25 protein-coding genes are annotated in these 26,929 nt (G+C 31.7%); 2 read left to right on the forward strand and 23 right to left on the reverse strand.

What is annotated here, in order from left to right:
• The 3 genes from EI71_RS07100 to EI71_RS07110 all read right to left on the reverse strand — a co-directional run.
• Positions 1 to 247: IS1 family transposase (locus EI71_RS07100; protein ID WP_147387573.1), on the reverse strand; the 247-nt coding region annotated here is incomplete at its 3' end.
• A 237-nt stretch (positions 248 to 484) separates the two neighbouring features.
• Positions 485 to 796: a YolD-like family protein gene (locus EI71_RS07105; protein ID WP_162849858.1), complete on the reverse strand. Its 312-nt coding sequence runs from the start codon at positions 794 to 796 to the stop codon at positions 485 to 487.
• A complete protein-coding gene (locus EI71_RS07110; protein ID WP_162849859.1) occupies positions 789 to 2,087 on the reverse strand; it encodes a Y-family DNA polymerase in 1,299 nt (432 codons plus the stop codon). Before EI71_RS07110 ends, EI71_RS07105 begins: the two co-directional genes overlap by 8 nt.
• 104 nt (positions 2,088 to 2,191) lie before the next feature.
• Here EI71_RS07110 and EI71_RS07115 point away from each other — a divergent pair, with 104 nt between their 5' ends.
• Positions 2,192 to 2,491, forward strand: coding sequence for a hypothetical protein (locus EI71_RS07115; RefSeq protein WP_119016565.1), 300 nt, complete (start codon positions 2,192 to 2,194; stop codon positions 2,489 to 2,491).
• 15 nt (positions 2,492 to 2,506) lie between these two features.
• On the opposite strand, the gene EI71_RS07120 is transcribed toward EI71_RS07115, so the two are convergent.
• The 11 genes from EI71_RS07120 to EI71_RS07170 form a co-directional block, all read right to left on the reverse strand.
• Complete coding sequence (locus EI71_RS07120) at positions 2,507 to 3,412, reverse strand: ECF transporter S component (protein WP_162849860.1); 906 nt, start codon at positions 3,410 to 3,412, stop codon at positions 2,507 to 2,509.
• Positions 3,413 to 3,535: 123 nt separating this feature from the next.
• Positions 3,536 to 3,892, reverse strand: a complete 357-nt coding sequence (locus EI71_RS07125) for a cell division protein SepF (protein ID WP_119016567.1) — start codon at positions 3,890 to 3,892, stop codon at positions 3,536 to 3,538.
• A complete protein-coding gene (locus EI71_RS07130; protein WP_162849861.1) occupies positions 3,892 to 7,137 on the reverse strand; it encodes an ATP-binding protein in 3,246 nt (1,081 codons plus the stop codon). The genes EI71_RS07125 and EI71_RS07130 overlap by 1 nt, the downstream gene beginning before the upstream one ends.
• Position 7,138: 1 nt before the next feature.
• The gene (locus EI71_RS07135; protein ID WP_119016569.1) at positions 7,139 to 7,723 is read right to left on the reverse strand and encodes a DUF4194 domain-containing protein; all 585 of its coding nucleotides are present in this window, start codon (positions 7,721 to 7,723) and stop codon (positions 7,139 to 7,141) included.
• 10 nt (positions 7,724 to 7,733) lie between these two features.
• Positions 7,734 to 9,155 carry a Wadjet anti-phage system protein JetA family protein gene (locus tag EI71_RS07140; RefSeq protein WP_119016570.1) on the reverse strand — a complete coding sequence of 474 codons (1,422 nt, stop codon included), beginning with the start codon at positions 9,153 to 9,155 and terminating at the stop codon, positions 7,734 to 7,736.
• Between the two features lie 358 nt (positions 9,156 to 9,513).
• Positions 9,514 to 10,614: a redox-regulated ATPase YchF gene (gene ychF / locus EI71_RS07145; RefSeq protein ID WP_119016571.1), complete on the reverse strand. Its 1,101-nt coding sequence runs from the start codon at positions 10,612 to 10,614 to the stop codon at positions 9,514 to 9,516.
• Between the two features lie 18 nt (positions 10,615 to 10,632).
• The gene (locus tag EI71_RS07150; RefSeq protein WP_119016572.1) at positions 10,633 to 11,163 is read right to left on the reverse strand and encodes an inorganic diphosphatase; all 531 of its coding nucleotides are present in this window, start codon (positions 11,161 to 11,163) and stop codon (positions 10,633 to 10,635) included.
• 113 nt (positions 11,164 to 11,276) lie between these two features.
• Positions 11,277 to 12,971, reverse strand: coding sequence for a phospho-sugar mutase (locus tag EI71_RS07155; protein WP_119016573.1), 1,695 nt, complete (start codon positions 12,969 to 12,971; stop codon positions 11,277 to 11,279).
• Between the two features lie 46 nt (positions 12,972 to 13,017).
• Positions 13,018 to 14,376: a PFL family protein gene (locus EI71_RS07160; protein ID WP_119016574.1), complete on the reverse strand. Its 1,359-nt coding sequence runs from the start codon at positions 14,374 to 14,376 to the stop codon at positions 13,018 to 13,020.
• A 9-nt stretch (positions 14,377 to 14,385) separates the two neighbouring features.
• Positions 14,386 to 14,655, reverse strand: coding sequence for an ACT domain-containing protein (locus EI71_RS07165; RefSeq protein ID WP_119016575.1), 270 nt, complete (start codon positions 14,653 to 14,655; stop codon positions 14,386 to 14,388).
• A gap of 129 nt (positions 14,656 to 14,784) precedes the next feature.
• Positions 14,785 to 15,216, reverse strand: coding sequence for a hypothetical protein (locus EI71_RS07170; protein WP_119016576.1), 432 nt, complete (start codon positions 15,214 to 15,216; stop codon positions 14,785 to 14,787).
• Between the two features lie 165 nt (positions 15,217 to 15,381).
• On the opposite strand from EI71_RS07170, the gene EI71_RS07175 reads away from it, so the two are divergent.
• Positions 15,382 to 16,638: an ArsB/NhaD family transporter gene (locus EI71_RS07175; RefSeq protein ID WP_211321070.1), complete on the forward strand. Its 1,257-nt coding sequence runs from the start codon at positions 15,382 to 15,384 to the stop codon at positions 16,636 to 16,638.
• Between the two features lie 47 nt (positions 16,639 to 16,685).
• On the opposite strand, the gene EI71_RS07180 is transcribed toward EI71_RS07175, so the two are convergent.
• From EI71_RS07180 to EI71_RS07220, 9 genes are all read right to left on the reverse strand, one after another.
• Positions 16,686 to 17,651, reverse strand: coding sequence for a hypothetical protein (locus tag EI71_RS07180; RefSeq protein WP_119016578.1), 966 nt, complete (start codon positions 17,649 to 17,651; stop codon positions 16,686 to 16,688).
• 23 nt (positions 17,652 to 17,674) lie between these two features.
• Positions 17,675 to 18,604 carry a hypothetical protein gene (locus EI71_RS07185; protein ID WP_119016579.1) on the reverse strand — a complete coding sequence of 310 codons (930 nt, stop codon included), beginning with the start codon at positions 18,602 to 18,604 and terminating at the stop codon, positions 17,675 to 17,677.
• A gap of 23 nt (positions 18,605 to 18,627) precedes the next feature.
• Positions 18,628 to 19,587, reverse strand: coding sequence for a hypothetical protein (locus EI71_RS07190; RefSeq protein WP_119016580.1), 960 nt, complete (start codon positions 19,585 to 19,587; stop codon positions 18,628 to 18,630).
• Between the two features lie 105 nt (positions 19,588 to 19,692).
• Positions 19,693 to 22,302: a preprotein translocase subunit SecA gene (gene secA / locus EI71_RS07195; protein WP_119016581.1), complete on the reverse strand. Its 2,610-nt coding sequence runs from the start codon at positions 22,300 to 22,302 to the stop codon at positions 19,693 to 19,695.
• An 804-nt stretch (positions 22,303 to 23,106) separates the two neighbouring features.
• Entirely contained in the window at positions 23,107 to 23,637 is a 531-nt protein-coding gene (gene hpf / locus EI71_RS07200; protein ID WP_119016582.1) for a ribosome hibernation-promoting factor, HPF/YfiA family, read from the reverse strand.
• A gap of 68 nt (positions 23,638 to 23,705) precedes the next feature.
• A complete protein-coding gene (locus EI71_RS07205; protein ID WP_119016583.1) occupies positions 23,706 to 24,080 on the reverse strand; it encodes a hypothetical protein in 375 nt (124 codons plus the stop codon).
• Positions 24,081 to 24,169: 89 nt separating this feature from the next.
• Positions 24,170 to 25,324 carry a methionine adenosyltransferase gene (gene metK, locus EI71_RS07210; protein WP_119016584.1) on the reverse strand — a complete coding sequence of 385 codons (1,155 nt, stop codon included), beginning with the start codon at positions 25,322 to 25,324 and terminating at the stop codon, positions 24,170 to 24,172.
• 1 nt (position 25,325) lies between these two features.
• Positions 25,326 to 25,571, reverse strand: a complete 246-nt coding sequence (locus tag EI71_RS07215; RefSeq protein WP_211321071.1) for a TIGR03905 family TSCPD domain-containing protein — start codon at positions 25,569 to 25,571, stop codon at positions 25,326 to 25,328.
• A 14-nt stretch (positions 25,572 to 25,585) separates the two neighbouring features.
• Positions 25,586 to 26,926, reverse strand: a complete 1,341-nt coding sequence (locus tag EI71_RS07220; protein WP_119016586.1) for an HD-GYP domain-containing protein — start codon at positions 26,924 to 26,926, stop codon at positions 25,586 to 25,588.
• Positions 26,927 to 26,929: the final 3 nt, after the last annotated feature.

Genomic DNA, 26,929 nt, shown 5'->3' on the forward strand with positions numbered 1-26,929 from the left:
AAAGCGTTCCTGTTGTCTTAGAAAAAAATTTATTGCAGTCTTTGCAGTAATATTTTTGCTTTCCTTTGTTAAAGCCATATTTAATGAAGGAAAGAGATCCACAATGCGGACAACAATCTGGATCATGATTAAAGTTTTCTTCATTCTTGGTGTCTTCAGTTACTCTATCCTTTACCAATTTATAAATATGTGCAGATATAAAGTCTAGTTCTACGGGTGTTAATTTCTTTAAATCATCTAATGTCATGGTTAAATACCTCACTTTGACTGAAGTATAAACTCTATTTTTACATTATTGATGTCTATTTACCAACTTTTTGTTTGAACTTAGCAAAATTATTTATAAAAAATGAACTTGTTTTCATATTGACATATTATTTTTTTGCATTTTTTCATGAAAGATAACAACGTTTTTCATGAAAATGTATCGAATAAAATTCGGTTAAAAAATAGATATAAATTTTAGTTATAGTAAAGTTTATCTTTATTCTATGATATTTACTTCTTTTATATCATCTAAGGATATTTTTAGCTTAACAATTTTAATGTATCTAGCACTCTCATTTACCTCAGATACCATTCCTGTATATTCTATATATTCATCCTTTGAATAATATATAACCTTAACCATGGAACCCTTCTTTATTCTTTGGAAGGCTAAATTCAATTTATTATAATCATCTTCTGTCATTTCTTTTTTAGGAACGACTATTTTTTCTTTTTCTTTTATGGCTTCTCTAAAGCCCTTTAAGGCATCAAAGGGCATAAAGATTTTCGCTCTTTTAAAATCACTCACTATTATGTCCTCCAATTGTTTTATTTCTTTCTTTAGCGATGGCATAATCTTCTAAATCCTGAGCCTTCAAAATAGAATTTTTACCATATTTCTTTTTTAAATCTATGATAGTATGAGATAAGGCTTCTTCCTTTTTTAAATCATCTTCATCCATAAATAAATCATATGTTTTATAAGATTCATCCTTAATACCAAAGAATCCTAGACTTATACTTCTTATAATTTGATCCTTTTTCACATTCTTATCAAACATATCCATAAAATATGGATATAAAATTTTATAAGAATTTACATATTCATCAAGCTTAAAACTTGAATAATCTCCTCTTAAGGATTTATATGGATTATCCATATCCGCCCACTTTACATCTCTTTTTTCCCTATAGGATACTCCTATAGATATACCACTTACAACAACACCTCTATCGACTAAATCTAAAATAGACATCTCTACAAGCTCACTAAATGCAAGCCTTGCCTTATCAAATTTATATCCTTCAGCAAGTATTTGTTGAGTAGATATGGAGTTTGATTCTGGTACATATGATTTAATTTCTTCTATTGTAGTAGGCTCTATACCATTCGCATGGTCTATTAAAATTTCAGCATTAACACCAAATTCTTTATAAAGAATATCCTTATTTAGCGTTGTAATTCCATATAGGTCATATACGCCATATTTTTCTAATCTTTTCGCTGTACCATGACCAATTTGCCAGATATCAGTAATTGGCTTATGGTGCCAAATTCTTTTTTTGAATTCTTCTATATCTAAATACCCTAGGTGATCTTCCCTATGCTTCGCATCAATATCCATCGCAACCTTAGTTAAAAATAAATTTGTACCTATTCCTGCAGTTGCAGTAATACCTGTTGTATTATATATATCATCGATGATTTTTTTTGCTAAATCTGAAGCAGACATTTGATACATTTCTAAATAAGATGTTACATCCATAAAGCATTCATCAATGGAATATACATAAATATCTTCTTTCGATACATATTTTAAATAAATGGCATAAATATTTGCCGAATAGGCAATATAAGTTTTCATTCTAGGCTTAGCCATAATATAAGAAATGTCTTTAGGTATTTCAAATAGGCGACATCTATTATGAATGCCTAATTCCTTCATTCTAGGTGAAATTGCTAAGCATATAGTTGTTGATTTTCTATCTGGGTCTGCAACAACTAGTTTTGTTGTAAAAGGATCTAAGCCTCTTTCAACGCATTCTACAGAGGCATAAAAAGTTTTTAAATCGATACATAAATAAGTTTTATCTTCCATTTTTTTATACCTCCATTATAGTAATTATAGCATTTTAACCATTTATATATACACAAAAATAAAAAGTGGTATATAATAAGTAAGAAGATTAGGAGGAATAGCTTATGAAAATTGTAAAAAAGCTTGTTGAAGTTGAGGTTGAAGTATTAGAATATACAGATATCGCAGCAAAAATTATTGGCCTTAGAGCTGGGGACTTTACTATATTTAAGTCTAAGGATTTTGAAAATAATGATCTAGAAGGAGACATGCTAAAGGCATTTTCAAGCTTAGGTATTGAAGAAGCGGATTCCTTAAGTAATGAAATCATTTTATATAAGCATCCAAGACATAAATCCTTAACTTATACAGCACAATGGAATAAGGATAAAACAGAATTAACAATCACAAGAATTCAGTTATAAGAAAGAGGCCTATCGCTAGGCCTCTTTCTTTTCTAATTCATTAATATCTTCTTTTACTTCTTCATTATTATCTTCTATTTCTTTTAATTCTGGATGAATAATATATTTATCGAATCCAGCATAATGAAGTGCTAAATATACTGGTAGGTAAATAATAGTAACAAATAATATAGTTACAACACCAGTAATTAAATTGGATGGAAGCTTTGTAATAGAATCTACAAGTGCTGCCTCACTTGAGGATAAGGCAATACCCTTAAATAACCATCTTAAGAAGAATTCACCTAAGGTATTTACAATTACTGAAATTGCAGTAACTGTAGATACAGCTAAGTATACTCTTTCTCTTTCCTTATTCTTCTTAACTAAAATAGCCAAAAAGAATACTAATCCTGCTAAAATAAGAAAGAATACTCCTAAGAATATTGGAACTAAAATAGATAAGGATGCCACCTTTTCAACTCCGAATAAGGAAACTGTAATACCTTTTGTAAATGGAACTACTTCTCCTTTAGATACATATTCAGGGCTTACTATATATAAGATTAAAGAACCAACAAATCCTATAAAGAATACGCCTGTTAAAGAATATAATGTTATTCTTGTAGCCTTATCCTTCTTAATTAGGATTTTAAATAATAATCCAACTACAAATCCTAATAAGAATTTAACAATAAATGTTCTTAAGAATGTATCCCAAGAATATCCACTTGCGATATCATTTAATCCCATACCTAAGGAACCAGATACTCCACCTACAATAGGTCCAAGTAATAATCCTGCAAGTACACAAGCAAAATTACCTAAATGTACCTTAGCTCCTGTTGGAAGTGGCACATTAACAAATGTTAATCCAAATACTACTGCGGAAAATATTGCAGTAAGTGTAATTTTAAGTAATAAATCTTTTCTCTTTGTCATAATAATCATCTCCATTACCTAATATTATATCGATTACTGATACCTTTTAAATAACCAATTTTATTATTTTTTATGGTACCAGATAATATAAAAAATAGCGAGTCAAATTGACTCGCATATCTTTTAGTTTTCTTTTGGTAAGCCATCTACAAATTCTTTTAAAGAGCCATCAAGGAATTCTTCCTTTCTAGCATATAAGAATGTAGATTCATTAATTCTTACAGCTCTTCCATCAAGTGCCGCTGCAGCGCCTTGGAAGAATGCCATATATTTATCTGCTTGTTGTAAATTCATACCATCGAAATTTAAAACTAGAGGACTTCCATTTTTTAAAGAATCTAATAGTTCCTTTGCGTGAGTATCATCATAAGTCATTCGCTCCATAATGATTCTATCGGAAGCTTTACCAAAGTTATTTTCATTTAGATCTAAATCCATATCCTCATATGGATCTTTTTTCTTTTTAAAGAATAAACCCATTAGCGTAATGCACCTTCCTTATTTGTCATTGGTAAAACCTTAGCCTTAGTACCCTGACGTACCATGATTAATGTAGTATCTGCATAATCCTGTAAGATATCCATTCTCTGTGGAGGGCAGGCAATAATTACCTGTAGTGGCATAGAGTTAATGAAGCTCATCATGGCTCTCATACGGTTACCATCCATCTTATCGAATACCTCGTCAAACATTACAACACCAATAGGATCTCCACCAGAGAAGCCTGTCTTTGTATAAACTCGTACGAAGGACGCAATAATTGCTACATAGAATGGAACCTGAGTCTCACCACCGGACTTTTCCTTGAATACCTTAGAATATGTCATGGAATCACCATCTTGGTTAATGATTCTGATATCATAATCCATGTATGTACGGTAATCGGTAAACTTATTCATAGCACCATTAGAGTTAATTTCATCTTGGGATAGGGATTCGAATAATTCACGAATCTGTTCATCATATTTATTTTGGAAATCATATGTGAATAGACCTTGATTTAAATCAACTAAATCGGAAGTAACCATATCATAGAACTGAGCATATTCACTAGATCTTGGGAAGATGAATTCATAAGAATCATTACCAAATCTAATGTTCTTTAATGTCTCATTAATCTTACCAATTTCTTGTTCTGCAGTTAAGATATTATTTCTTAATTTAGCAATGAAGTCTTCCTTAAATACAACTTCGGCAGATTCTCTTGCAGAACGAACCTTAGTTTCATAAGTGATTAATTCACTCTTTTCAAGCTTATTTAATTCTGCCATAAACTTATCTACTTCAGCTAAACCAATAGTTAAAGTGGAATTATACTTATTAACATAATTAAACTGCTTTGCAACTAAGTTATCTACTAATGTAGAATAAGAGCCTTCCTCAGTTTCATATTTTTCTTTATATAAAGCTAAAGCCTGCTTGAAGGATTGACCTTGAACGATGGTTTCATATTCTGCCTTAGCACGAGATTCAAATGTTACATTATCTCCAGCTAAAGTCTTAAGCTCACCTGTTAATTTTTCAAGTTCAGCATTCTTTTGGTTTACTGTTTCAAGTAATGCATTGATTCTTGTACCAATAGAACCAATTTCCATAGAATAATCCATTTTCTTCTTTTCGATATTCTTAATGGATTGCTGTACCTTTTCATAATCATCCTGAAGCTCAGATGGAGTAGCATTCTTGCTTCTCTTTGCCTGACGAGTTAAATCCTCTAAGGCAGCCTGTTCCTTTACAAGCTCTAAAGCCTTATCTAAGTCCTCTAACAATGGACGAATATCAATTTGGCTTAATAATTCAATTTCCTTAGAAACTCTTTCTACCTCAGAATTAACCTCAGTATATTTTGCCTTAGCCTCTTCAGCCTTTTCAGCCCAAATGGAGGATGCCTTTGCAGCTGCATTCTTACCCATAAATGGCTTATCTACATTTGGATTTAAGTCTGTAACTGTATATCCAGAATATAATAAGTGATCATTTGTAATAGATGTAGAATACTTTTCAAGCTCCATAGGGTCATCGCACATGATAACACTACCACATGTATAATTGATATAAGCTCTTGCATCCTGGTTATCGGATTCAATAATAGATGCTAGGGAGTTCTTTTCAAATGTTTTGAACTTTTGAATCTGCTTTGTATTAACTAAACCGATACCATATAAATGATATTTGTTTTTAATTCTAGAATAAATTTGTAATGCCTGGTCATAATATCTAGGCTCTACAATCATCATGAATCTACGATTACGCAAGAAGATTTCTACTGTATCTGCCCACTTTGGATCTGTAATTTCACAAAGCTCTGCAAAGATATGTACATTGATATCATAATTATAGATTCTCTTTAATCCTTCTTGAATTTCTTGTCTAATTTGAACAAGCTGAGGATTATAATTCATCTTATTCTGCTTTAAATCTCTTAAAGCAACAGAAATCTGATTGATTTCTTGAATAATTTGTTCTAATTGACCATCTAAGCTACCAAGTCTTTGGTTCTTCTTAGAAATTAAAGCCTGCATACGAGAATTTAAATCACGAAGTCTAAGCTTAGTATCTTCTACTGCATTCATATTAATTAAAGATAAATTAATACCAGCAGCTTCTGTATAAAGCTTTTCATCAGAAAGCTTTCTTAAGGCATTTACAATATCTTTGAAGTTAGCACTTCTTTTTAAGAAGCCCTGCTTATTTGCTTCTAAGGATGCAATATTTGCCTGAGTCTTTAAGATTTCTCTATTTGTATACTCTTCAGCTTTAAATGTATCATCCGATGCAAGTAGGTTATAAAGCTCTCTTGCACGATCCTGTAATGCAATATTTTCTTGATCTAAATCCTGTAATTCCTTTGTCTTACGGATTCTTAATTGCTCTTCCTTATCGATTAATCTTTTTGCATCATTGATATCATTTCTTACAGCTTCAACATCAAATAAATGCATTAAGTATTCAATATAAGCCTTATTCTCTTGAATCTTTAAGATTTCCTGATATACAAAATCAATTTCATGTAAATCAGCAATCTTACCCTGGATAAGCTTTAAAGTGATTTCAAGCTCCTTATAAGCACGAATAGATTCTTGAATTGCAGTAACATCAATTTCCTTTTCTTCTAGGATATTCTGATAAATGAATTCCTTAACATCGGCAATTGGCTTAAATGCTAAAGCCTTAGGAATTAATCTATAGAAATCCTCATTGATGGAACCAAAGGCATTTCTAAATCCTCTTTTTGCTTCCTTCTTTGTTAAATAATATTCAAATAATGGATTATGCTTACGGAATTCTACTGTACCATAAATGCTCTTTTCTTCACTAATGAACATAGAGTCATTAATTGGTTCATCACTTCTATAAAAAATTGTCTTAACTGGAGTTAAATCACCGAATGCATCAATAACTGCACCAACAGTAAAATCTAGACCAGTCTTTTCATCATGGAACTGAAGTGCGATATGACCTGAAATGTCACCATTTCTTAGGTATTCTCTATCATCCATACCAAGCTTACATTTTACATAACCTCTTAAATCTCTTTTACCCTTTTCATTTGCGGCAAGGTTGAATGCTGTATCACCAGCTGTAAGTACATAAGTAATGGCATCCATGATAGTAGACTTACCAGAGGCATTTGGACCTGTAAGTAATGTATTACCATTTAATTCAATTGTTTCATTGGCAAGATAATGCCAGTTGATTAATCTAACCTTTACAAGCTTCTTCATCTTACTTTGCCTCCTCGCTAGCATTAATCTTATTGATTGTATTAAATACCTCTGTTACATCCTCTGTCTTAATAGCCATTAAGATTGTAGGAAGAATAACTAACTTACAAGAGGATGTTGTAACATCTCCTGTAATCTCAATAAGGTTATAACGTCTAAGTAGACGTAAGGAGGAAACTAAATCCGTTTTATTTAGCTTCTTCTTAATTTCTAAATAATCATATTTTTCATGAATGTCAGAAACTGCACAAACGATATTTTCATTTAAGGAAGTATCCTTCATCTTTTCATGATATAAAAGTCTTAAAATTAATAGAACTAATGTTTCATCTCTTCTAAGCTTTAATGTGTTTGTAGCACTTGCACCAGATAGCATTACAGAGCCTGTAGGCATATCTAATGTAATTTCGTAACCTAAAATTTGGAAGAATTCATCAAATACTTCTTTATAGCTCATTAAGAAGTAATATGCTTCCTTATTATCCTTTTTATCTCTTGACAAGAATGTACATGCCAAAAGCTTATTCGCAGTATCTTTAAATTGACCTTGCTGCGTAACGGTCATCTTTTCTAATGCGTCTAACATACTTTCTCTCCTACACTAATGTTTTCTTAATTACGAAATCTTTTATAATGAACTTTTCGGTTTCAACCTTTGAATCATCAATGATTTCAACCACATAGGATTTTTCTACAGCTAAAATGATAGAATATACAACCATCATAAATTCTGTTCTAGTACAATCATATCTTAAAATCTTAGAAGCTTGGAATACTCCGTCCACTAAGTTTGCATCTAAGAAGTTTGCAACCTCTTCTTCGTTATATGCTGTACGGAATTGAGATAAGAATTCTGGATTTAAATCAAAATCAAATCCAACATCATCTAATACCTGGTTTGCATTTCTTTGATATCCTCCTCTTGGAGTATATAAAGAGCTTTCCATATTATAGACTTTAATCTGAGGTAAATTATATAAACCATCAAGAATTCTCATTGCACGGTCTTGCTTACCCTTCTTATTTTGATCCTTAACAAATTTCAAAATAGAATTTAGCTTACCAATAATATTATCTTCTTCAGATAATAAGAACTTAATCTTACCAATTGTAGAATTGATGTAATTTCTATTCTTATTATCGATTTCAACAATGAAATCCTCAATCGCATTAAATGCATCAATTACCTCATCAATATTACGAATCGCTTTATTAATAGCTTCCTCTTCCGTTTTAGTAACTGCTAAATAGTTTTTAGAAATAGCCTTAACGATTGTTTCATTGCTTTGGAATTCCTCTAAACGAGTTACAATATTTAATCTATAACGGTCAATATTATCAGAAACCTTAAGCTTAACATAAGATTTATCATAAACCTCATTTTTATACTTAATTAATCTTTCCATTAAATTCTTAATTTCCGTATTATCAATTACAGATTGAATATATTCCTTCATTCTTGCATCAAGTCTTCTGATTGCACGAATCAATTGTCTTGTATTGGAAAATACTAATGAGAAGGTTAATGCATAATCAATATTATCCGTTTGATTTAAAAGGGTATAAATGGAATAAATATATCCTTGATACTGTGATGGATCAACATAATCCTCCGGAAGTTCACTATCCGCTAAATCAATTGCTGGATAAGCATTTAATAGTGCCTCACATATCGTAATTGCCACATCCGAGAAATTTAACACCTCTACATAGTCATTCGTGACATCGACATATATCCAGCCACATTCTTCCATTCTACGTAAAATATAATTTGCAAGCTCACGCTTACTTTGAGGATTAGCTTCTTCATCTTCTTCATCTTCAATGTTGTATAAATAATTTGAATTAGAATCTAAGAAATAAGTTAAGTCGTCTACAACAATTTTCTTCTCGATTCCTAAAATTGTACCTGTTTCGTAAACCTTAAAAACCTGAAGGATACTAGCTAAGTAAATTCTTTTATTTTTCGAAGATAATAACGAAAAGAAATTATCCTGGACCATATCAAATAAATCCATTCCCAATTCTCCCTTCTTTTTCTACCTATATTATAAATATAATATAATTATATAAAAAACACAGTAATTATGCAATAAAATCGCTTACAATTTTTGCTTAAAATGATACTTTTTTTACCAAAAATTTCAAAATAATTTACTTACCTAGTTTTCAATATTTTTTCGTATTGTTTCGAAATTTTCGAAACATATTTTAATCCTTTGGATTAAGTCATTTTGACTAATAGATTTAATGTTTTTTAATGTTTTGTAAAATAATATTGAATATTTGATAAAACAATATAGAATAATAGACTTCAAATAACAAAAAAAGACGAGAATTTTTACATTCTCGTCTATATTATATAAATTAGGATAATTATACATTAAATTTAAATAGCATTACATCGCCATCTTGTACTACGTAATCCTTACCCTCTTGACGCACAAGACCTGCTTCTTTTGCTTTTAGCATAGAACCACACTTAACTAAATCGTTATATGCTACAGTTTCTGCTCTAATGAATCCACGCTGGAAATCACTATGGATAATACCTGCACATTCAGGTGCAAGCATTCCCTTACGGAATGTCCAAGCTCTACATTCATCAGGACCTGTTGTAAAATATGTTGCATAACCTAAAAGATCATAGGTTGCACGTACAAGCTTATTTAAGCCTGGTTCAGTTACACCATAATCTGCTAGGAATTCATTTTTTTCATCATCTTCTAGTACTGCAAGCTCAGATTCAATTTCAGCTGAAATTGCAATGCATTTAGCACCTGTCTTATCTGCATAAGCCTTAAGTTTTAAATAATCTGGGTCAGAATCAGGATCTGCAATGAAATCTTCCTTAATATTTCCAACATACATAAATGGTTTTGCAGTTAATAGCTGATATCCAGATATATACTTTTCTTCTTGTTCGGATAAAGATAAAGTACGAACTGGCTCTTCAGCCATTAAGCATGCTTCAATTCTTTTTAAGAATGCAAATTCAGCTGGTGCATCATCTACTTTAGATTGTGCCTTTTTTTCTAATTTAGCTGCTCTTTTTTGAATAGAATCTAAATCAGCTAAAATAAGCTCTAAATTGATAATTTCAGCATCTCTAACTGGATCTACTCCACCCTCTACATGAGTTACATTAGAATCCTGGAAGCATCTAACTACTTCCAAAATTGCATCACAGTTACGAATGTTACCTAAAAACTGGTTACCTAAGCCTTCACCCTTAGATGCACCTTTAACTAATCCTGCAATATCTGTAAATTCACAAACTGCTGGAGTAGTCTTCTTTGGATTATACATACCTGATAAAACATATAATCTTTCATCTGGTACATTTACCATACCAACATTAGGCTCAATAGTTGCGAAAGGATAATTTGCAGCTAATGCGCCTGCCTTTGTAATTGCATTAAATAATGTAGACTTACCTACGTTAGGTAATCCTACAATTCCTGCTGTTAAAGCCATTTTAAATCTCTCCTTATACTACTTTAAATAAAGATCATTATATGCATCAATAGATGCCTGAATTACTCTTTTTGCTTCATCAACACCATTGATTTCAGTAACGAATGTTGTCTTATTTTCAAGTTGCTTATATACGATAAAGAAATGCTTAATTTCATCTAAAATATGAGGTGGAAGCTCACTGATGTCATTATAACCACACATAGATGGGTCATTTACACATACAGAAATAATCTTCTCATCTGCAGCCTCATCATCAATCATCTTTACAACACCAATTGGCTTACAACGTACTAATACTAATGGATCAAATGGTTCATCACATAATACTAATACATCTAGTGGGTCCTTATCCTGTGAATATGTTCTTGGAATAAATCCATAGTTTGCTGGATAGTGAGTTGATGTATATAAAATACGGTCTAGAATAATTAAACCTGTTTCCTTATCTAATTCATATTTTTTCTTACTTCCCTTAGGGATTTCAATACAAGCAACAAATTGCTCCTTTGTGATACGATCATTATCAATATCATGCCAAATAATCATAAATTTTTACCCCTTTTCTTTAAGTCTATAATTCTTATATATGATAGCACAACTATAAGTCTAAATCAAAGGATAAAAACAAAAGAGAGCACTTTCAGCTCTCTTTTTGAAAATTACTTAACCATATTTACAATTTCAAGTACTTCTTTACCTAATAAAGCAAGCTTTTCATCAGCTTCTTCATTAGAAGTACCCTTAACACCATAGTAAACCTTTAGCTTTGGTTCTGTTCCTGATGGACGAAGTACAAACCACATATTATCATTTAGATAATATTTAATTACATTAGACTGAGGAAGCTTAATTGTAGAATCCTTGTCAGTAACATAATCATAATGCATAGACTTATAAACATCATCCTTAGCTAAAATCTTGAAATCCTTCAAGCAAATATTAGATTCACGGAAATAATTCATAATTCTTCCAATCTTTGCAGCACCTTCTAGGCCCTTTAAAGAGATATTTGTAATTCCTTCCTTATAATATCCATATTCCTTATAGATTTCTTGTAATGCATCATATAAGTCCATACCCTTTTCACGGTAGTATGCAGCTGTTTCACAAAGCATTAAAATAGCCTGAATAGAATCCTTATCACGAACACAATCAGATACTAAGCAGCCATAGGATTCCTCAAATCCAAATACATAAGTACCACGGTGAGTAGTTTCCATTTCCCTTGCCTTTTCACCGATGAACTTAAATCCTGTTAAAGTAATTTCAGTCTTTAAGCCATACTTTTCAGCAATTGCAATAGGAAGTGTTGAAGATACATTTGTAGTGAATAGGTAACCATCAGCAGGTAATGTACCTAATTCTTTTCTTGTCTTACAAATATAATCAAATACTAATGCAGCAGTTTGGTTACCTGTGAATAAAATATATTCTCCATTATGCTCAACAGCAATACCTAAACGGTCTGCATCTGGGTCTGTAGCTAAAACAATCTTAGCGCCAATTTCTTTAGCAAGCTCAATTGCCTCATCATATGCTTCCTTATTTTCTGGGTTTGAAGTCTTAACACCAGAAAAATCTGGGTCATTTGTCATTTGGCAAGCTAGTGGTACTACATCATAGCCTTCACTTTGTAATACCTGTGGTGCAAATACCTGACCAGTACCATGAAGTGGTGTATAAACTAGCTTGAAATCCTTATTTAAATTAGGTCTTAGGATGATCTTCTTTACATCCTTAATATATTTTTCATCAATTTCTTTTCCAATATAATAAATTAATTCATGATTTAATGAATGCTCAATTGCAAAATAGTCATCGATTTTATTAATTTCAGCGATAACCTCATCTGCCATATGTGGAACTAGCTGGCAGCCTGTTTCATCATAAATCTTATATCCATTATATTCCTTTGGATTATGAGATGCAGTAATCATGATACCACCAATACATTTGAAGTTTCTTACTGCATAAGATAATTCTGGTGTAGGTCTTAAAGATTCAAATAGGAATACTCTAAATCCTAGGCTAGCTAAAACCTCAGCAGAGAATCTTGCGAATTCAACAGACTGATGACGGTTGTCATGGGCAATTGCAACACCTCTTTGACCTGCGACATTAGACTGCTTAAGTAAATATCTACCAAAGCCTAATGTAGCCTTACCTACGATATAAATATTCATACGATTTGTACCAACGCCTAAAACTCCCCTAAGTCCGCCAGTACCAAAAGCTAAATCTGTAGTGAAAGCTTCTTTTAAAGCATTGTCATCCATAGAATCTAGCTCTGCCTTTAAAGAAGGCTCTAAATCCTTATAACTCTTCCATAAATTTGCCTTTTCTAAATAATCCATCTTTTTTTCCTCATTTTTTCTTTGTAGCAATTTTTATATACACATATTAATTCTTTAAGCTATTTAATGGAGCAGGAATATGTCCACCTCTGTTGATAAACACATTTGGCTTTAGCTTACGAATTGGCATAATAGGACCATATCCTAATAAACCACCAAAGTCTAAAGATCCATCATCTGGCTTACCAATTGCAGGAATAACTCTTACTGCAGTTGTTTTACAGTTGATCATACCAATTGCAGCCTCATCTGCAATTAAAGCTGAAATAACCTCTGGAGTAGTATCTCCAGGAATTACAATCATATCCAAACCAACAGAGCATACAGCAGTCATTGCCTCAAGCTTTTCAATGCATAGTGCACCACTTTTTGTTGCAGCAATCATACCAGCATCTTCAGATACCGGAATAAATGCACCAGAAAGTCCACCAACTCTAGATGAAGCCATAACTCCACCCTTTTTAACTGCATCATTAAGCATTGCAAGACAAGCTGTTGTACCTACTGATCCACATTGCTCAAGACCAATCTCTTCTAGTATATGAGCAACAGAATCACCTACTGCTGGAGTTGGAGCTAAGGATAAGTCAACAATACCAAATTCAACGCCTAGCATTTTAGATGCTTCAACACCAACAAGCTGACCCATTCTTGTTACCTTAAATGCTGTCTTCTTGATGATATCTGCAATTTCAGATATAGGAGCATCCTTAGGTGCTGCAGCTATAGCTGCACGAACAACACCAGGACCAGATACACCAACATTAATTACACAATCTGCCTCACCAACACCATGGAAAGCACCTGCCATAAATGGGTTATCCTCAACCGCATTACAGAATACGACAAGCTTGGATGCACCAATACACTCTCTATCCTTGGTAAGCTCTGCAGCCTCTTTAATCTTTTGTCCCATAATCTTAACTGCATCCAAATTAATACCAGCCTTTGTAGAACCAATATTAACGCTAGAGCATACAATATCTGTTTCAGCTAAGGCTCTTGGAATAGATTCAATTAATTCTCTATCACCAGGAGCAAATCCCTTTTGTACTAATGCACTATATCCACCAATAAAGTTAACACCAATATCCTTTGCAACTCTATCTAATGTCTTCGCATATTCAATAGGATCTCCACCAGATACACCTACTAACATAGAAATAGGTGTAACAGATACTCTTTTATTAATAATAGGGATACCATATTTTTTAGCAATGGCCTCACCTGTTTTAACTAAATCTTTTGCATATTTATATATTTTGTTATAAACCTTCTCACAGGACTTCTTAATATCCGTATCCATACAATCTATTAAGGATATACCCATAGTGATGGTTCTGACATCAAGATTCTGTTCCTGAATCATTTTAATGGTTTCAACGATTTCATTTTTATTATTCATAAGCACTCCTTAGATACGGTGCATAAGGTTAAAAATATCCTCATGCATACAGTGAATCTCAAGATTCTTCTCTTTGCCTAATTCAGTAATCTTATCAACGAATGAATTAAACTCAATAGATAAATCATCAATGTTGATAATCATAAACATAGTAAAGTAATCATCAATGATTGTCTGGTTTACATCATCAATGTTTGCCTTATACTCTGCACACTTAGAAGCTACAGCTGCAAGAATACCTACAGAATCTTTTCCTACTACGGATACAACGGCTTTCATAATATATACCTCTTCTTAAAAAGTCTTTCATGAAAATATCACAAAACTATGTTTATTTTACAATAAAAAAAGGCAAGAAAAAAGTTATACTTTCTCTTTGCCTACTTTAAAACGTTTACATTTTTTCAATTATATTGTTATTGATAATATTTGAAAATCATTACATAAGAAATAGAAAATAATTGTACATACAAAGAATAATATTCCAGTAAGCACTGGGAGTAAATATCTTACTATGTTTCTATATAATTTATCACTTTTTTCTATCTTCTTTCTTTGTAATATATCTAATCCCTCATATATTAAAATTACAGGGACAGAAATAATTAAAACATAAGAATAATCAACACCTAAATTTATATTTACACGGAAGGATTGATTCATTAAAATAACACTCCAGGATAAACCTGCAATAACAACTAAATGAAGCAAAAATATGGCATTCACAAATCTTTCTAGGATTTGGTTCTTCTTCATGAAGAATAATACAATATAGCCTATATAGGCTAAACCAGTCAAGGCATATAAAATTATTCCCAAGATAAATCCTAGATATAGCATTTTAATCCCACCAATCGCTTCATTTAGAATAATTATATAATGAAATATGAAAAATCTCAATTCTTACGAATATTTTTCTTGAAGTTTTACCCCTTTGGTATATAATCTTTTTCGGTGATAAAAATGATACATACAATAATAATCTCCATAAGTGCCATAATACTTATGTTTGTATGCATATTGAAATTTCCTGTATTAAGAATAAAAAAAGTAACCCTAGATACATTCTTTATACCACTTCTTCTTGCAGCTATTTTATTAATATGCTTACCAGGATTTGACCAAAAAGCTTATTTTAATAGTTTAATATCTAATAATGAATTAAACCCATTAAAGATATTAGTATTATTCATTTCCATATCTTTAATATCTATTTCACTAGATGAAGCAGGCTTCTTTAGATATATAGCATCTATATTCATAGATAAGTATAGAAAAAGCCAATACATGCTATTCTTTGTTTTATATACATTAATATCTATCATTACCATATTTACCTCAAATGATATTGTCATATTAACATTTACACCATTTATATTATATTTTTCAAAAAAAGGTAATATAAACCCAATTCCATACCTTGTAATGGAATTTACAGCCGCAAATACCTGGAGTATGGTTTTATCTATAGGTAATCCAACTAATATATATTTATCTTCAATATTCCATTTAGATTTCTTAGAATACTTCTTAAAAATGTTACTACCTGCAGCATTTACAGGTATTGCATCTATTTTAGTGCTACTACTATTATTTCATAAAAGTTTATCTAAAAAAATTGAAGTGTTTGAATTTGAAAAATCCAAAATAGAAAATAAAACAATTTGTATTGTATCTGGTATTCATTTACTATCTACAACAATTTTATTAGCTATATCTAATTACATTCATTTTGAAATGTGGATCATCTGTCTATCCTTCGCTATATCCTTACTTATATTCTTATTTACCTATGCACTTATTACAAAGAAAAAAAGATATATTAAAGGTACATTAAGAAGAGCTCCATATAGCTTAATTCCATTTATTCTTTCTATGTATACAATTATAGTTGCATTAAATGGATATGGAATATTTGAAGAAATAGGAAACCTATTCCATAATACAAATAATACAGTAGAGCCCCTACTTTACCTATCCTCTTCTACACTATCCTGTAATATAGTTAACAATATACCAATGACAATGATGTATGGATCTATATTAAATAATACAGAAAATGTAAAGCTAGTTTATGCAACTATTATGGGATCCAATATTGGTGCACTTCTTACACCTGTAGGTGCACTTGCAGGTATTATGTGGATGAGAATACTAAAGGAAAACGATATTAAATATAACTTCTTAGATTTTATGAAAAATGGATTATTAATTACATTATTCCTGCTAATATCCACAGGCATATCCTTATTCATCATATAATAAAAACTCCCTCTACTATTTGTGAGGGAGATTTTTCTTATAAAATTTTAATTATTTTCTGCTTTAGTAATAGTAAACGAACTTCTAAATGTATCATTATTACATACATTACTTAAAAGAACATCTATAAAAAAATAACCATTAAAGAATGTCATATAAGGATTAAATTCAGTATATTTTATATAATCTTTAGTATCATATTTATCAGATAAAACGGATTTATCTAAATATTCAACTTTTAAATCAGATTTACCTGAATAATCTAGTCCAGTAGAAGGACTTATAAGAGGTTCTGTTCTATATTTAAACAATCCATCTTCAGCAATCATAACTACATCTCCATCCGTATAATAAATATAACTAAAATCATCATTGGTATATGCAGTTCCACTATCATATTCAGAGCTATAAGAATCAAATGTTAAAATACTCTGATTCCTATATTTTTCTATATCCTCTTGATGTGTTGTAACTATTTTTACGGTTCCAGAGGCAACCTCTTTTTCAGTTTTCCTAAAAAGATAATTATATAATGTTATTTCTGTTGCTACAGTATATGTATTTTCTCCTGAAACAAAAGATTTTGATTCAACTTTACTATATGAAGTAACCACATCATCCTTCATTGAATAAGCATAATTATAAAAATAATGACTATTATTCTTATAGTCTAGTATAATCTTCGATTCATCGAATTTTTTTTGATTATTAGCAGAACTAGTAGTCGAAGCTTCAATAAAACTATCATCAACAGAAACCGATTTTCTTGTCACAACAATAGATGAATACTTGTTAAAGAAATCATTTTCTGCGTTTGCACTAATTTCTAAACATGCCTTGTTAAACTCATCGCTTTCTTTTGAATTATTCAAATTATACTCATTTTTAGCTTTAGAATCCTTTTCAGGAATTACAATTTCAAAATCATGTGACAAATAATCATAATTAGAACAAGATGCTAAGCCCAAAGCTAAAATAGGTAATGATGCTAAATATATTAATCTCTTCTTCATTTTCTTCTCTCTCCTCTTATATTTTATTCAGTAATAGTAAACCAGCTTCTAAATAATTCGCTATTAGATAGCATAATAGACAAATCATACAAGTCATCTTTAAAAGACCAAGAAGAATAATAACTACCAAAAACCTCTCTTTCATCATATTGGATATAATTATTTGTATCATACTTGTCATCTAAAATGGAATTTTCTAAATATTCAATTTTATTTTTGTTTGTATCCTTTTCCTTTGAAGACATATAATTATATTCCACATACATATAAGTTAACAGTCCATTTTCCCCGATTGCAATTTCATTAATCTTATTCGATGAATGCTCATAATACATATAAGTAAATTCATCATTAGCATATAAGGTGCCACTAGTCCTATTTCCATAACTAAAATATGGATTAACTTGCGTTTTTTTATGAGCTTCAATATTTTCTTTATGAGTTGTAACAATTTTAACAAACCCAGAAGCTTTACTATTATTCTCACCAAAACTAAAATTATTTAAAGTAATTTCAGTCCCTACAGTAAATGTATTCTCCTCAGATACAAATATTTTTGATTCAACCCTACTATAAGAAGAAACTTCTCCATTTTCCATATTATAAGAATAGTCATAAGCATATATGCTATTTTTTTCAAAATCCCATATACGTTTAACATCCCAGCCCTCTTCAAGTATATCAGCTACATAAATAGAACCTTTATGCGTTATTATAACGGATTTATATTTACTATATAGATAATCTTGAGCCTGGAGATACACATTCTTCGAACCATTTAGTGCCTGTTCTTGTTCTTCAGAATTTTCTAAATTATATTCATTGGTTGCTTTTGAATCCTTTTCTGGGATTACAATATCAAAATCATGGGACATATAATTTGTTCCAGAGCATGATGCTAAACCAATTGCAAAAATAGGTAATGCTGCTAAATATATTATTCTCTTTTTCATATTCTTCTCTCTCCTCTTATATTTTATTCAGTAATAGTAAACCAACTTCTGAATTCTTGACTTTCTCCTAAAAGGGTAGTTAAAGAATAACTGCCTTTAAAAAATGTATTACCAGCACCTGAAGGTTGAAATAATATTGATTCATCATATTCAATATAATCTTTTGTATCATATTTATTTTCTAAAATAGAGTTTTCAAAATATTCCATTTTTTCATTTCTGGTATATTTTTCTGTATATCCTTGACCAAAATCTTTATACTCTTCTAAAGAAAAATAAGTCCATAATCCATTTTCACCAATAGTGGTATAAGTGAAATCACCATTTGTATCTACATGATATACATAACTGAAATCTTCATTTGAAGATAATGTTCCCTTATGAGAAACAAAAGATGAATTAAGGTAATAAAAGTAAGTAGTATCCATATGATTCTTTCTATATACTTCAATATCTTCTTTATGTGTTGTAACAATTTTTACATTGCCAGATGCCTTACTTGGGTGCTTACGTGTACCAAACCTATAATTATTTAAAGTTATTTCTGTTGAAGTGGTATATGTATTTTCATCAATTACAAATGACTTCGATTCAACTTTACTATAAGAAGAAACTTCTCCATTTTCCATCTCATAATAGTAACCATAACAATAAACGCTATTATTTGTAAAATCTATTATTCTTTTCGTATCTTTTCCACTTAGAAGAGTATCATTATCATAATTATATTCTTTTTCAGTGAAAATAGTTGATGAATACTTACTAGAAAAATTATTATAGGCATTCAAAGCTTGTCCATAAACTAATCCATAAGATGCATCATAATCTTCTTGATTAGATAAATCATATTCATTGGTTGCTTTTGAATCCTTTTCTGGGATTACAACATCAAAATCATGGGACATATAATCAGTTCCAGAACATGATGCTAAGCTTAAAGCTACTATTGGTAAAGATACTGCATAAATTAATTTCTTTTTCATATTTATTCTCTCCTCCTGTTGTCTTTATGACAATGTTATATTAAACCTAAAGTTTAAATAAATCAAGAAAAAAAGTGTACCGGAGTACACTTTTAGAATATACGATTATCGTCTTAATCCGTGGCAGAATTTAAACTTCTTACCAGAGCCACAAGGACATGGTTCATTAGGTCCAACGTTTACAAATTTCGCATTTGGATTAGCTGCTGCCTTACGAACTGGCTGCTTGCTATTTACTGTAGATAAATCCTGGTTTGTACGAAGTCCCTTTAATTCATCCTTTGGTTCTTCAACCTTTCTTGTTACACGAATTCTAGCATGCATTGCAGAAATTAAGATTTCTTCATTCATCTTAGCATTTAATCTCTTGAAACGCTCATAACCTTCACTTTGATATAACTCAAGTGGGTTTGATTGAGCATATTGCTGTAGGTAAATACCCTGACGGAAGCCTTGCATATCATCGATATGCTCTCTCCAGTTTCTATCTAGAATTGGAAGAATGATTCTCTTAATGAATAGCATTACCTGCTTATCTAAGATATCTGGGTCTTCCTTTTGAACTTCTTCTGGAATGAATTCCTTTAAATCAGCTTTAATCTTTTCTAAACGAGCCTTAAATTCCTTTTCAGCACAGCCAAATACATAATTGATAATGTCTGTATCTTCATCATAGCTCTTAATGATATTTACATCTAGAAGGTTTTCACCAAACATTCTTTCATTAAATACCTTTGTTAATTTCTCATCATCAAATTCAGCTTCAGAATCCATAAACTGATTAACTGTATTTGTGATAGCTGATTTCATAATCTGCATTAATAATTCAACTAGGTTTTCAGCCTTTACTACTTGCTGACGCTCCGCATAGAATGTTTCTCTTTGACGACGTACAACATCATCATATCTTAAGACATTCTTACGAGAGTCATAGTTTAAGCCCTCAATCTTAGTTTGTGCCATAGTAACCATCTTACCAAGCATCTTAGATTCGATTGGCTTTGTTTCATCGTCATCATTCATCATACGAACGATAGATGCAAGCCTTGCTTTAAATGCATCTCCACCGAATCTTTGCATAAGCTCATCTTCACAAGAAATAAAGAAGCAAGAATAACCTGGGTCACCCTGACGACCAGCTCTACCTCTTAACTGATTGTCGATACGACGAGATTCAAATCTTTCAGTACCTAAAACAGCTAAACCACCTAATTCCTTTACGCCTTCACCAAGCTTAATATCGGTACCACGTCCAGCCATGTTTGTTGAAATTGTAATTGCGCCATATTCACCTGCATGAGAAATGATTTCAGCTTCTCTTGCGTTATTCTTAGCATTTAATACCTCATGAGGTAGGTTTTCTTTAACAAGCATAGCATGAACTAATTCAGATGTTTCAACGTTTGCTGTACCAACCAAAATTGGCTGGCCCTTAGAATGACGCTCTACAATATCTTCAACTAAAGCCTTGAATTTATATTCCGGAGTTAAGAATAGCTTATCAGGTGCATCATTTCTGATTACAGGACGGTTTGTTGGAACTTCTACAACATACATGTTGTAAATGTCTCTAAATTCTTCTTCCTCAGTTTTTGCTGTACCTGTCATACCAGAAAGCTTCTTATACATACGGAAGAAATTCTGATATGTGATTGTAGCAACTGTAATAGTTTCTTTTTTAATTTCTACACCTTCCTTAGCCTCTAGTGCCTGGTGTAAGCCTTCACTAAACTGACGTCCCTTTAAAATACGACCTGTAGACTGGTCTACAATTAATACTTCACTTGCTTCACGGTCAACAACATATTCCTTACCATCAGCAAAAATATAAACAGCCTTAAGTGCATTATTAATTCTATGAACTAAAGAGTTATTTTCAATATCATATAAATTTTCTACATGGAAGAATCTTTCTGCCTTATCAACACCACTATTTGTTAATACGATACTTCTAGATTCAATATCAATTTCATAATCCTCTTCCTTTAATGCTTTAACAAAGGAGTCAGCTTTCTCATATAATCCACCATCATCCTTCTGTGGACCAGAAATGATAAGTGGTGTTCTTGCATCATCAATTAAAATGGAGTCAACCTCATCGATAATACAGAAGTTTAATCCCTTAAGCTGAGTAACATCTTCCCAGTTTGGAACCATATTATCTCTTAAGTAGTCGAAGCCTAATTCAGAGTTTGTTGTATAGATGATATCGCAATTATATACTTCTCTTTTTTGCATACGGTCTAATTCTCTTAAGTTTAGACCAACAGTTAAGCCTAAGAAACGGTAAATATCACCAATTTCACCTTCAGTTTCTCTTCCTGCTAGGTATTCGTTAACTGTAACAATATGAACACCTTCACCAGTTAATGCATTTAAATATGCAGGGAATACTCCGGTTAAGGTTTTACCTTCACCTGTTTTCATTTCGGCAATATTTCCACCATGAATTGCAGCTGCACCAATTAGCTGTACCTCATAAGCCTTCATACCAGTTACACGGTATGCAGCCTCTCTTACTACAGCGTATGCTTCAACTAAAATATCATCCAATGTTTTACCTTGCTTTAATAATTCCTTAAAATAAGGAGTTTTAGCCTTAAGTTCATCATCGGATAATTTTTGCATATCCTCATCAAGTGCTAAGATCTTTTTTGCAAGCTTAGCACATCTTTTCATTTCATTATAACCTGAATCAAAAATCTTTAATCCCATAAATCTAAAATTCCAAAAATTATCTAATCTTGGAAATTCCTTCCTAAAATATCACTTTTATATCATACTATAATTTTTGTCAATTTTCAACAAAAACTAAGAAATCGCTTTTATATTATATTTATTATATAAATATGCAATCGAGTAGAGTAGGAAAATAATTATTTCTAACTATCTTCCATCCCCTCTCACACCACCACATCGTGCCGTTCGGCAATGGGCGGTTTGAAACTTGCATATTCTTTCTTTATTGCTAACAAAGTATCATTGAATTCATATTACACTTTACTGCCTTTTCATATCATATACGTTTCTATTACTTGGGCTCATCATACATATCCAAGAGATTTGTTTGCTTCTTTATATGCAGTTTCATTCAGTCCTTCGGCATTTCTACCTACTATGACCTCTGCTGACTCCTTGTGACAAACTTTTTAACCAAGTTTTCTATAGTTGTTTTAAAACGTCTAGGCTTCACTTGTTCACAAGGCCTCACGGGATAAGCCATAAATCTTTCCTAGTTTACCCACTTGATTTACCGATTAGGGTTACGATTGCCTTTTGGACTTTGTTGTGTCTTGCCAACTTATCCGCCTAATGGGCCTCATTATCAAGTTTCTGTTCGTTGGGCCACTATTTCGCTATTACTTCTTTTCACGCTCCATCACTGGTTTACGCTTTGCAAGTCGCTATCAAGTTCGTCGGCAACTACGCCTCTTGGGACTTTCACCCTAGATTTATAACATGCCCGTCATACAAGAAAAAATCCGGTGAAATCACCGGATTTATACCTATTTACTTAAGTTATTTTGCTTCTGTTTCAAGAATAGCGTAATCGCCATCTGCTCTAAGATAAATTACGTTTGTCTTTCTTGTTTCCTTATCTAAGTAAACGAAGAAATCATGTCCTAATAATTCCATCTGATCTAGGGCCTCTTCTGCTGTCATTGGCTCCAAATCTACATGCTTTTCTCTTGAAATCTTTGGTTCTTCAGCAGCCTCTTCAACTACAGAGGCATTCTTAATGCCAGGCTTGCCTAGCTTATCCTTTACCTTATCATTGTAACGACGAATCTGCTTCATAAGCTTATCAATAGATCCATCGATTGCTGCATAAAGATCAGCTTCAGTAACTTCAGCACGAAGTATAATATTCTTGGAAGGAATTGTAACCTCAACCTTATGATATGTCTTATACACCTTGCAAACAACTCTTGCAGTTACATCCTCATAATCAGGAAGCATTTCCTTAAGCTTTGTAAGCTTCTTTGCTGCATACTCCTTGTTTGCCTCAGATGGTGAAAAGCCATTCTTTCCTACAACTTCTACCTTCATATATATCACTCCTTTTCTTGGTACTTTTATTATAGCATTTTAAAAAAACGTTTTCAATAAGCACAGGATTATTTTATAAGAGATAGACATAAAATAATTAAATTACTATTCACTAATTTTGAGATAGCATCTAATGCTTCTAAAGTATCATCTATAGATAAATCTATATGATTAAAAAAGAATAAAGTAAAGCCCTCTCTATAAAGATTTGCAATAAATATTTTTGAGTATTCTTTAATGAAAGCATTATAGTCAATATTATATTTCTTATCAAACATTGGTAAGATTACACAATTATATTTATCTAATTGACATACCTCATATCTTAAGTGTAATGGATACTTCTTATAGCATTTATTACATATATATTCTTCTTTGGATTTAAATAAATCTAATAATCCTCTTTTAATATAAAATATTTCACCACAAATTCTACAAATCATTTTCTTTTTCCTCCATATAAATATATAGTGGGGAAAATGGAAAAAATTAAAAAAAGATGACTACAAATTGAATTGTAGTCACCAAAATTTTACTTTAATAAAGTTTTAAGCTCGGAAACCTTATCTAAATGCTCCCAAGGTAGGTCAATATCTGTTCTACCAAAATGACCATAGGCTGCAGTCTTTTTATAAATAGGTCTCTTTAAATCTAGAGTACGAATAATACCCTTTGGAGTTAAATTAAATACCTCTAAAATCTTATCCTGAATCTTTTCTTCAGAAACTTTAGCAGTACCAAATGTATCCACTAATACAGAAGTTGGCTCTGCAACACCAATGGCATAGGATAGTTGAATCTGGCACTTATCACATAACCCAGCTGCAACAACATTCTTTGCGATATATCTTGCCATATAGGATGCACTTCTATCTACCTTAGATGGATCCTTACCACTAAATGCTCCACCACCATGACAAGCAGCTCCACCATAAGTATCAACAATAATCTTTCTACCTGTTAAGCCTGAATCTCCTGCAGGTCCACCAATAACGAATCTACCTGTTGGGTTAAATAAGAACTTAGTATCCTTATCAACTAAAGAGGATGGAATAACCTCATCAACAACATACTTCTTAACATCAGCTGCAAGCTGTTCTAAAGAAACATCTGGTGAATGCTGTGTTGAAATTAATACAGTATCAATTCTATAAATCTTACCATTATCATCATATTCAACAGTAACCTGGCTCTTACCATCTGGTCTTAAATAAGATAATGTACCATTCTTTCTTACTTCAGTTAGCTTATAGCATAGCTTATGAGCTAAAGTAATTGCTAAAGGCATATATTCTTCTGTTTCACGGCATGCATAACCAAACATAATACCCTGATCTCCTGCACCCTGAGCGTGGTCGCTAGATTCATCTACACCCATCGCAATATCTGGGGACTGTGGATCGATTGCAGTTAATACAGCTAAATTATCTGCATCAAAACCATATTTACCTCTTACATAACCAATTTCAGTTACAGTATCTCTTACAATCTTTTGTACATCAACGTAATGGTTTGTAGTGATTTCACCAAATACCATTACCATACCTGTTGTACAAATTGTTTCACACGCAACTCTACCATTAGGGTCATGTGCTAAAATATCATCTAATATTGCATCACTAATCTGGTCTGCAATCTTATCAGGATGTCCTTCTGTTACACTCTCTGATGTGAAAAATCTTTTCATATTAATTACTCTCCTTTAATGCTTGGGCAAGCTGATCTGCACAGCTTGTAGGTCTAGACCCACAAGTATTGCCCTCTAATATTTCAATAACCTTAGTTTTAGGCATACCCTCAACTAATTTACCAATGGCCTTTAAATTACCATTACATCCACCAACGAAAGATACGTTATGGACGATTCCATTTTCATCAACCTCAAAATTGATTTGGCGGGAACATACACCTTTTGTTTTGTATTCACCCTTCATAATAATAATACCTCCTACATCTCATCAAATATCTTTTCAAAATCCGAAGAATATCTTGTAAAACGGTCATATACCATTGGATCAAAATATATCTTAAAGGATTTTTCCATATAAGCGATTGTGTTTTTATGATTATATGCCTTCTTATAGGGCTTAACGCTTCTCATAGAAACATACAAATCACAAATTAGAATAATTTCAGATTCTAAAGTATTCTGGATTTCTCTTTCATGACGAATGAAATTATCATCATCAGATCCCTCGAAAGTTGCTCTTAGGATATCTTCTCCCTTTCTTTTTAGCTGAAGACGAGAAATAAGCCTACTTCCAAGCTCTGTTTGTTCTCTTATTGCCAAAAATTTCTCTTCGTCTGAGGAAATATTTTGGAATGCGAAATCAACCTTTTTATCGATATGTAATCTAGAATACTCTACAACCTCTTTGCACTTTTCAGGCGCTAAAGATAAAAGGGAGGATAATTTTTTAACCATAATAGCCAAAATATCTGCTTCCTTTTTTTCTTCATCTGTAACCTTTTCACTAGATAAGGTTACATCAAAAATTTGAGTTACTACACTCGTGTAGTCATCCTGAACCTTTCTTCTTTTCGCAAGCTCCTTTTTACGCTCATCCTGCATAAAATTAGACATAGATACATAAATATATAAAATAAGCATAAATCCTACAAGAAGGATGGTTCGAATTAAAATATCTCTAAATTCTGTACCACTAAAAACTCTTTTAATACCTTCCCAGATATCCCGATTACCAGCTACCTCAAGCATAGAATAGGTAATGGTAAAATGTAATATCGTTACAATGACAACAACCCAAACGAACATATTCTTAAGCATTTTTTTATTTTGATAGAATGCGGCAATCAGCAAGGCTATATAAATTAAAATGTAACCTGCTTCAGATAAATAATGCTCACCTTGAATGTCTTCTACCTCTCCATATTTTAATTTAACATAAACTAAGATAGAGGATAACAGCATATAGAATGCGGCCAAATACATCGCCATGGTTTGGCTTAAATTGTCCTCAGGTCCTGTCTTTATTAGCCTACCTAAAAAGTAGTTGACTAAGGCCGTAACGGGGAATAATAATACAGTTAATAGCCAATTGGAGGAATTCGTTGGATCTCCAATGGATATAATCATGAAAATTAAGGTATAGATCATATTGATGACAAAGATAATATTTTTAATTACAATATTCTTTCTATATTGCACCATCTTATCATCTGTGATATCAATACCATTTTCAAATCCGAAATATTTTTGATAGAAGGTGTTGTTTCGGATTTTATTCTGTATTTTTGTTTTTAAGTTTTTCAGTTTTTTAAAAGCCAAAAC

The organism is Anaeroplasma bactoclasticum (genome assembly GCF_003550015.1).
Lineage (GTDB): Bacteria > Bacillota_I > Bacilli_A > Acholeplasmatales > Anaeroplasmataceae > Anaeroplasma > Anaeroplasma bactoclasticum.

Coding starts and splice junctions, on each gene's coding strand:
- EI71_RS07110 (WP_162849859.1), bottom strand. CDS start 2,087: ATGGAAGATAAAACTTATTTATGTATCGATTTAAAAACTTTTTATGCC.
- EI71_RS07115 (WP_119016565.1), top strand. CDS start 2,192: ATGAAAATTGTAAAAAAGCTTGTTGAAGTTGAGGTTGAAGTATTAGAA.
- EI71_RS07120 (WP_162849860.1), bottom strand. CDS start 3,412: ATGACAAAGAGAAAAGATTTATTACTTAAAATTACACTTACTGCAATA.
- EI71_RS07125 (WP_119016567.1), bottom strand. CDS start 3,892: ATGGGTTTATTCTTTAAAAAGAAAAAAGATCCATATGAGGATATGGAT.
- EI71_RS07130 (WP_162849861.1), bottom strand. CDS start 7,137: ATGAAGAAGCTTGTAAAGGTTAGATTAATCAACTGGCATTATCTTGCC.
- EI71_RS07135 (WP_119016569.1), bottom strand. CDS start 7,723: ATGTTAGACGCATTAGAAAAGATGACCGTTACGCAGCAAGGTCAATTT.
- EI71_RS07140 (WP_119016570.1), bottom strand. CDS start 9,155: ATGGATTTATTTGATATGGTCCAGGATAATTTCTTTTCGTTATTATCT.
- ychF (WP_119016571.1), bottom strand. CDS start 10,614: ATGGCTTTAACAGCAGGAATTGTAGGATTACCTAACGTAGGTAAGTCT.
- EI71_RS07150 (WP_119016572.1), bottom strand. CDS start 11,163: ATGATTATTTGGCATGATATTGATAATGATCGTATCACAAAGGAGCAA.
- EI71_RS07155 (WP_119016573.1), bottom strand. CDS start 12,971: ATGGATTATTTAGAAAAGGCAAATTTATGGAAGAGTTATAAGGATTTA.
- EI71_RS07160 (WP_119016574.1), bottom strand. CDS start 14,376: ATGAATAATAAAAATGAAATCGTTGAAACCATTAAAATGATTCAGGAA.
- EI71_RS07165 (WP_119016575.1), bottom strand. CDS start 14,655: ATGAAAGCCGTTGTATCCGTAGTAGGAAAAGATTCTGTAGGTATTCTT.
- EI71_RS07170 (WP_119016576.1), bottom strand. CDS start 15,216: ATGCTATATCTAGGATTTATCTTGGGAATAATTTTATATGCCTTGACT.
- EI71_RS07175 (WP_211321070.1), top strand. CDS start 15,382: ATGTTTGTATGCATATTGAAATTTCCTGTATTAAGAATAAAAAAAGTA.
- EI71_RS07180 (WP_119016578.1), bottom strand. CDS start 17,651: ATGAAGAAGAGATTAATATATTTAGCATCATTACCTATTTTAGCTTTG.
- EI71_RS07185 (WP_119016579.1), bottom strand. CDS start 18,604: ATGAAAAAGAGAATAATATATTTAGCAGCATTACCTATTTTTGCAATT.
- EI71_RS07190 (WP_119016580.1), bottom strand. CDS start 19,587: ATGAAAAAGAAATTAATTTATGCAGTATCTTTACCAATAGTAGCTTTA.
- secA (WP_119016581.1), bottom strand. CDS start 22,302: ATGGGATTAAAGATTTTTGATTCAGGTTATAATGAAATGAAAAGATGT.
- hpf (WP_119016582.1), bottom strand. CDS start 23,637: ATGAAGGTAGAAGTTGTAGGAAAGAATGGCTTTTCACCATCTGAGGCA.
- EI71_RS07205 (WP_119016583.1), bottom strand. CDS start 24,080: ATGATTTGTAGAATTTGTGGTGAAATATTTTATATTAAAAGAGGATTA.
- metK (WP_119016584.1), bottom strand. CDS start 25,324: ATGAAAAGATTTTTCACATCAGAGAGTGTAACAGAAGGACATCCTGAT.
- EI71_RS07215 (WP_211321071.1), bottom strand. CDS start 25,571: ATGAAGGGTGAATACAAAACAAAAGGTGTATGTTCCCGCCAAATCAAT.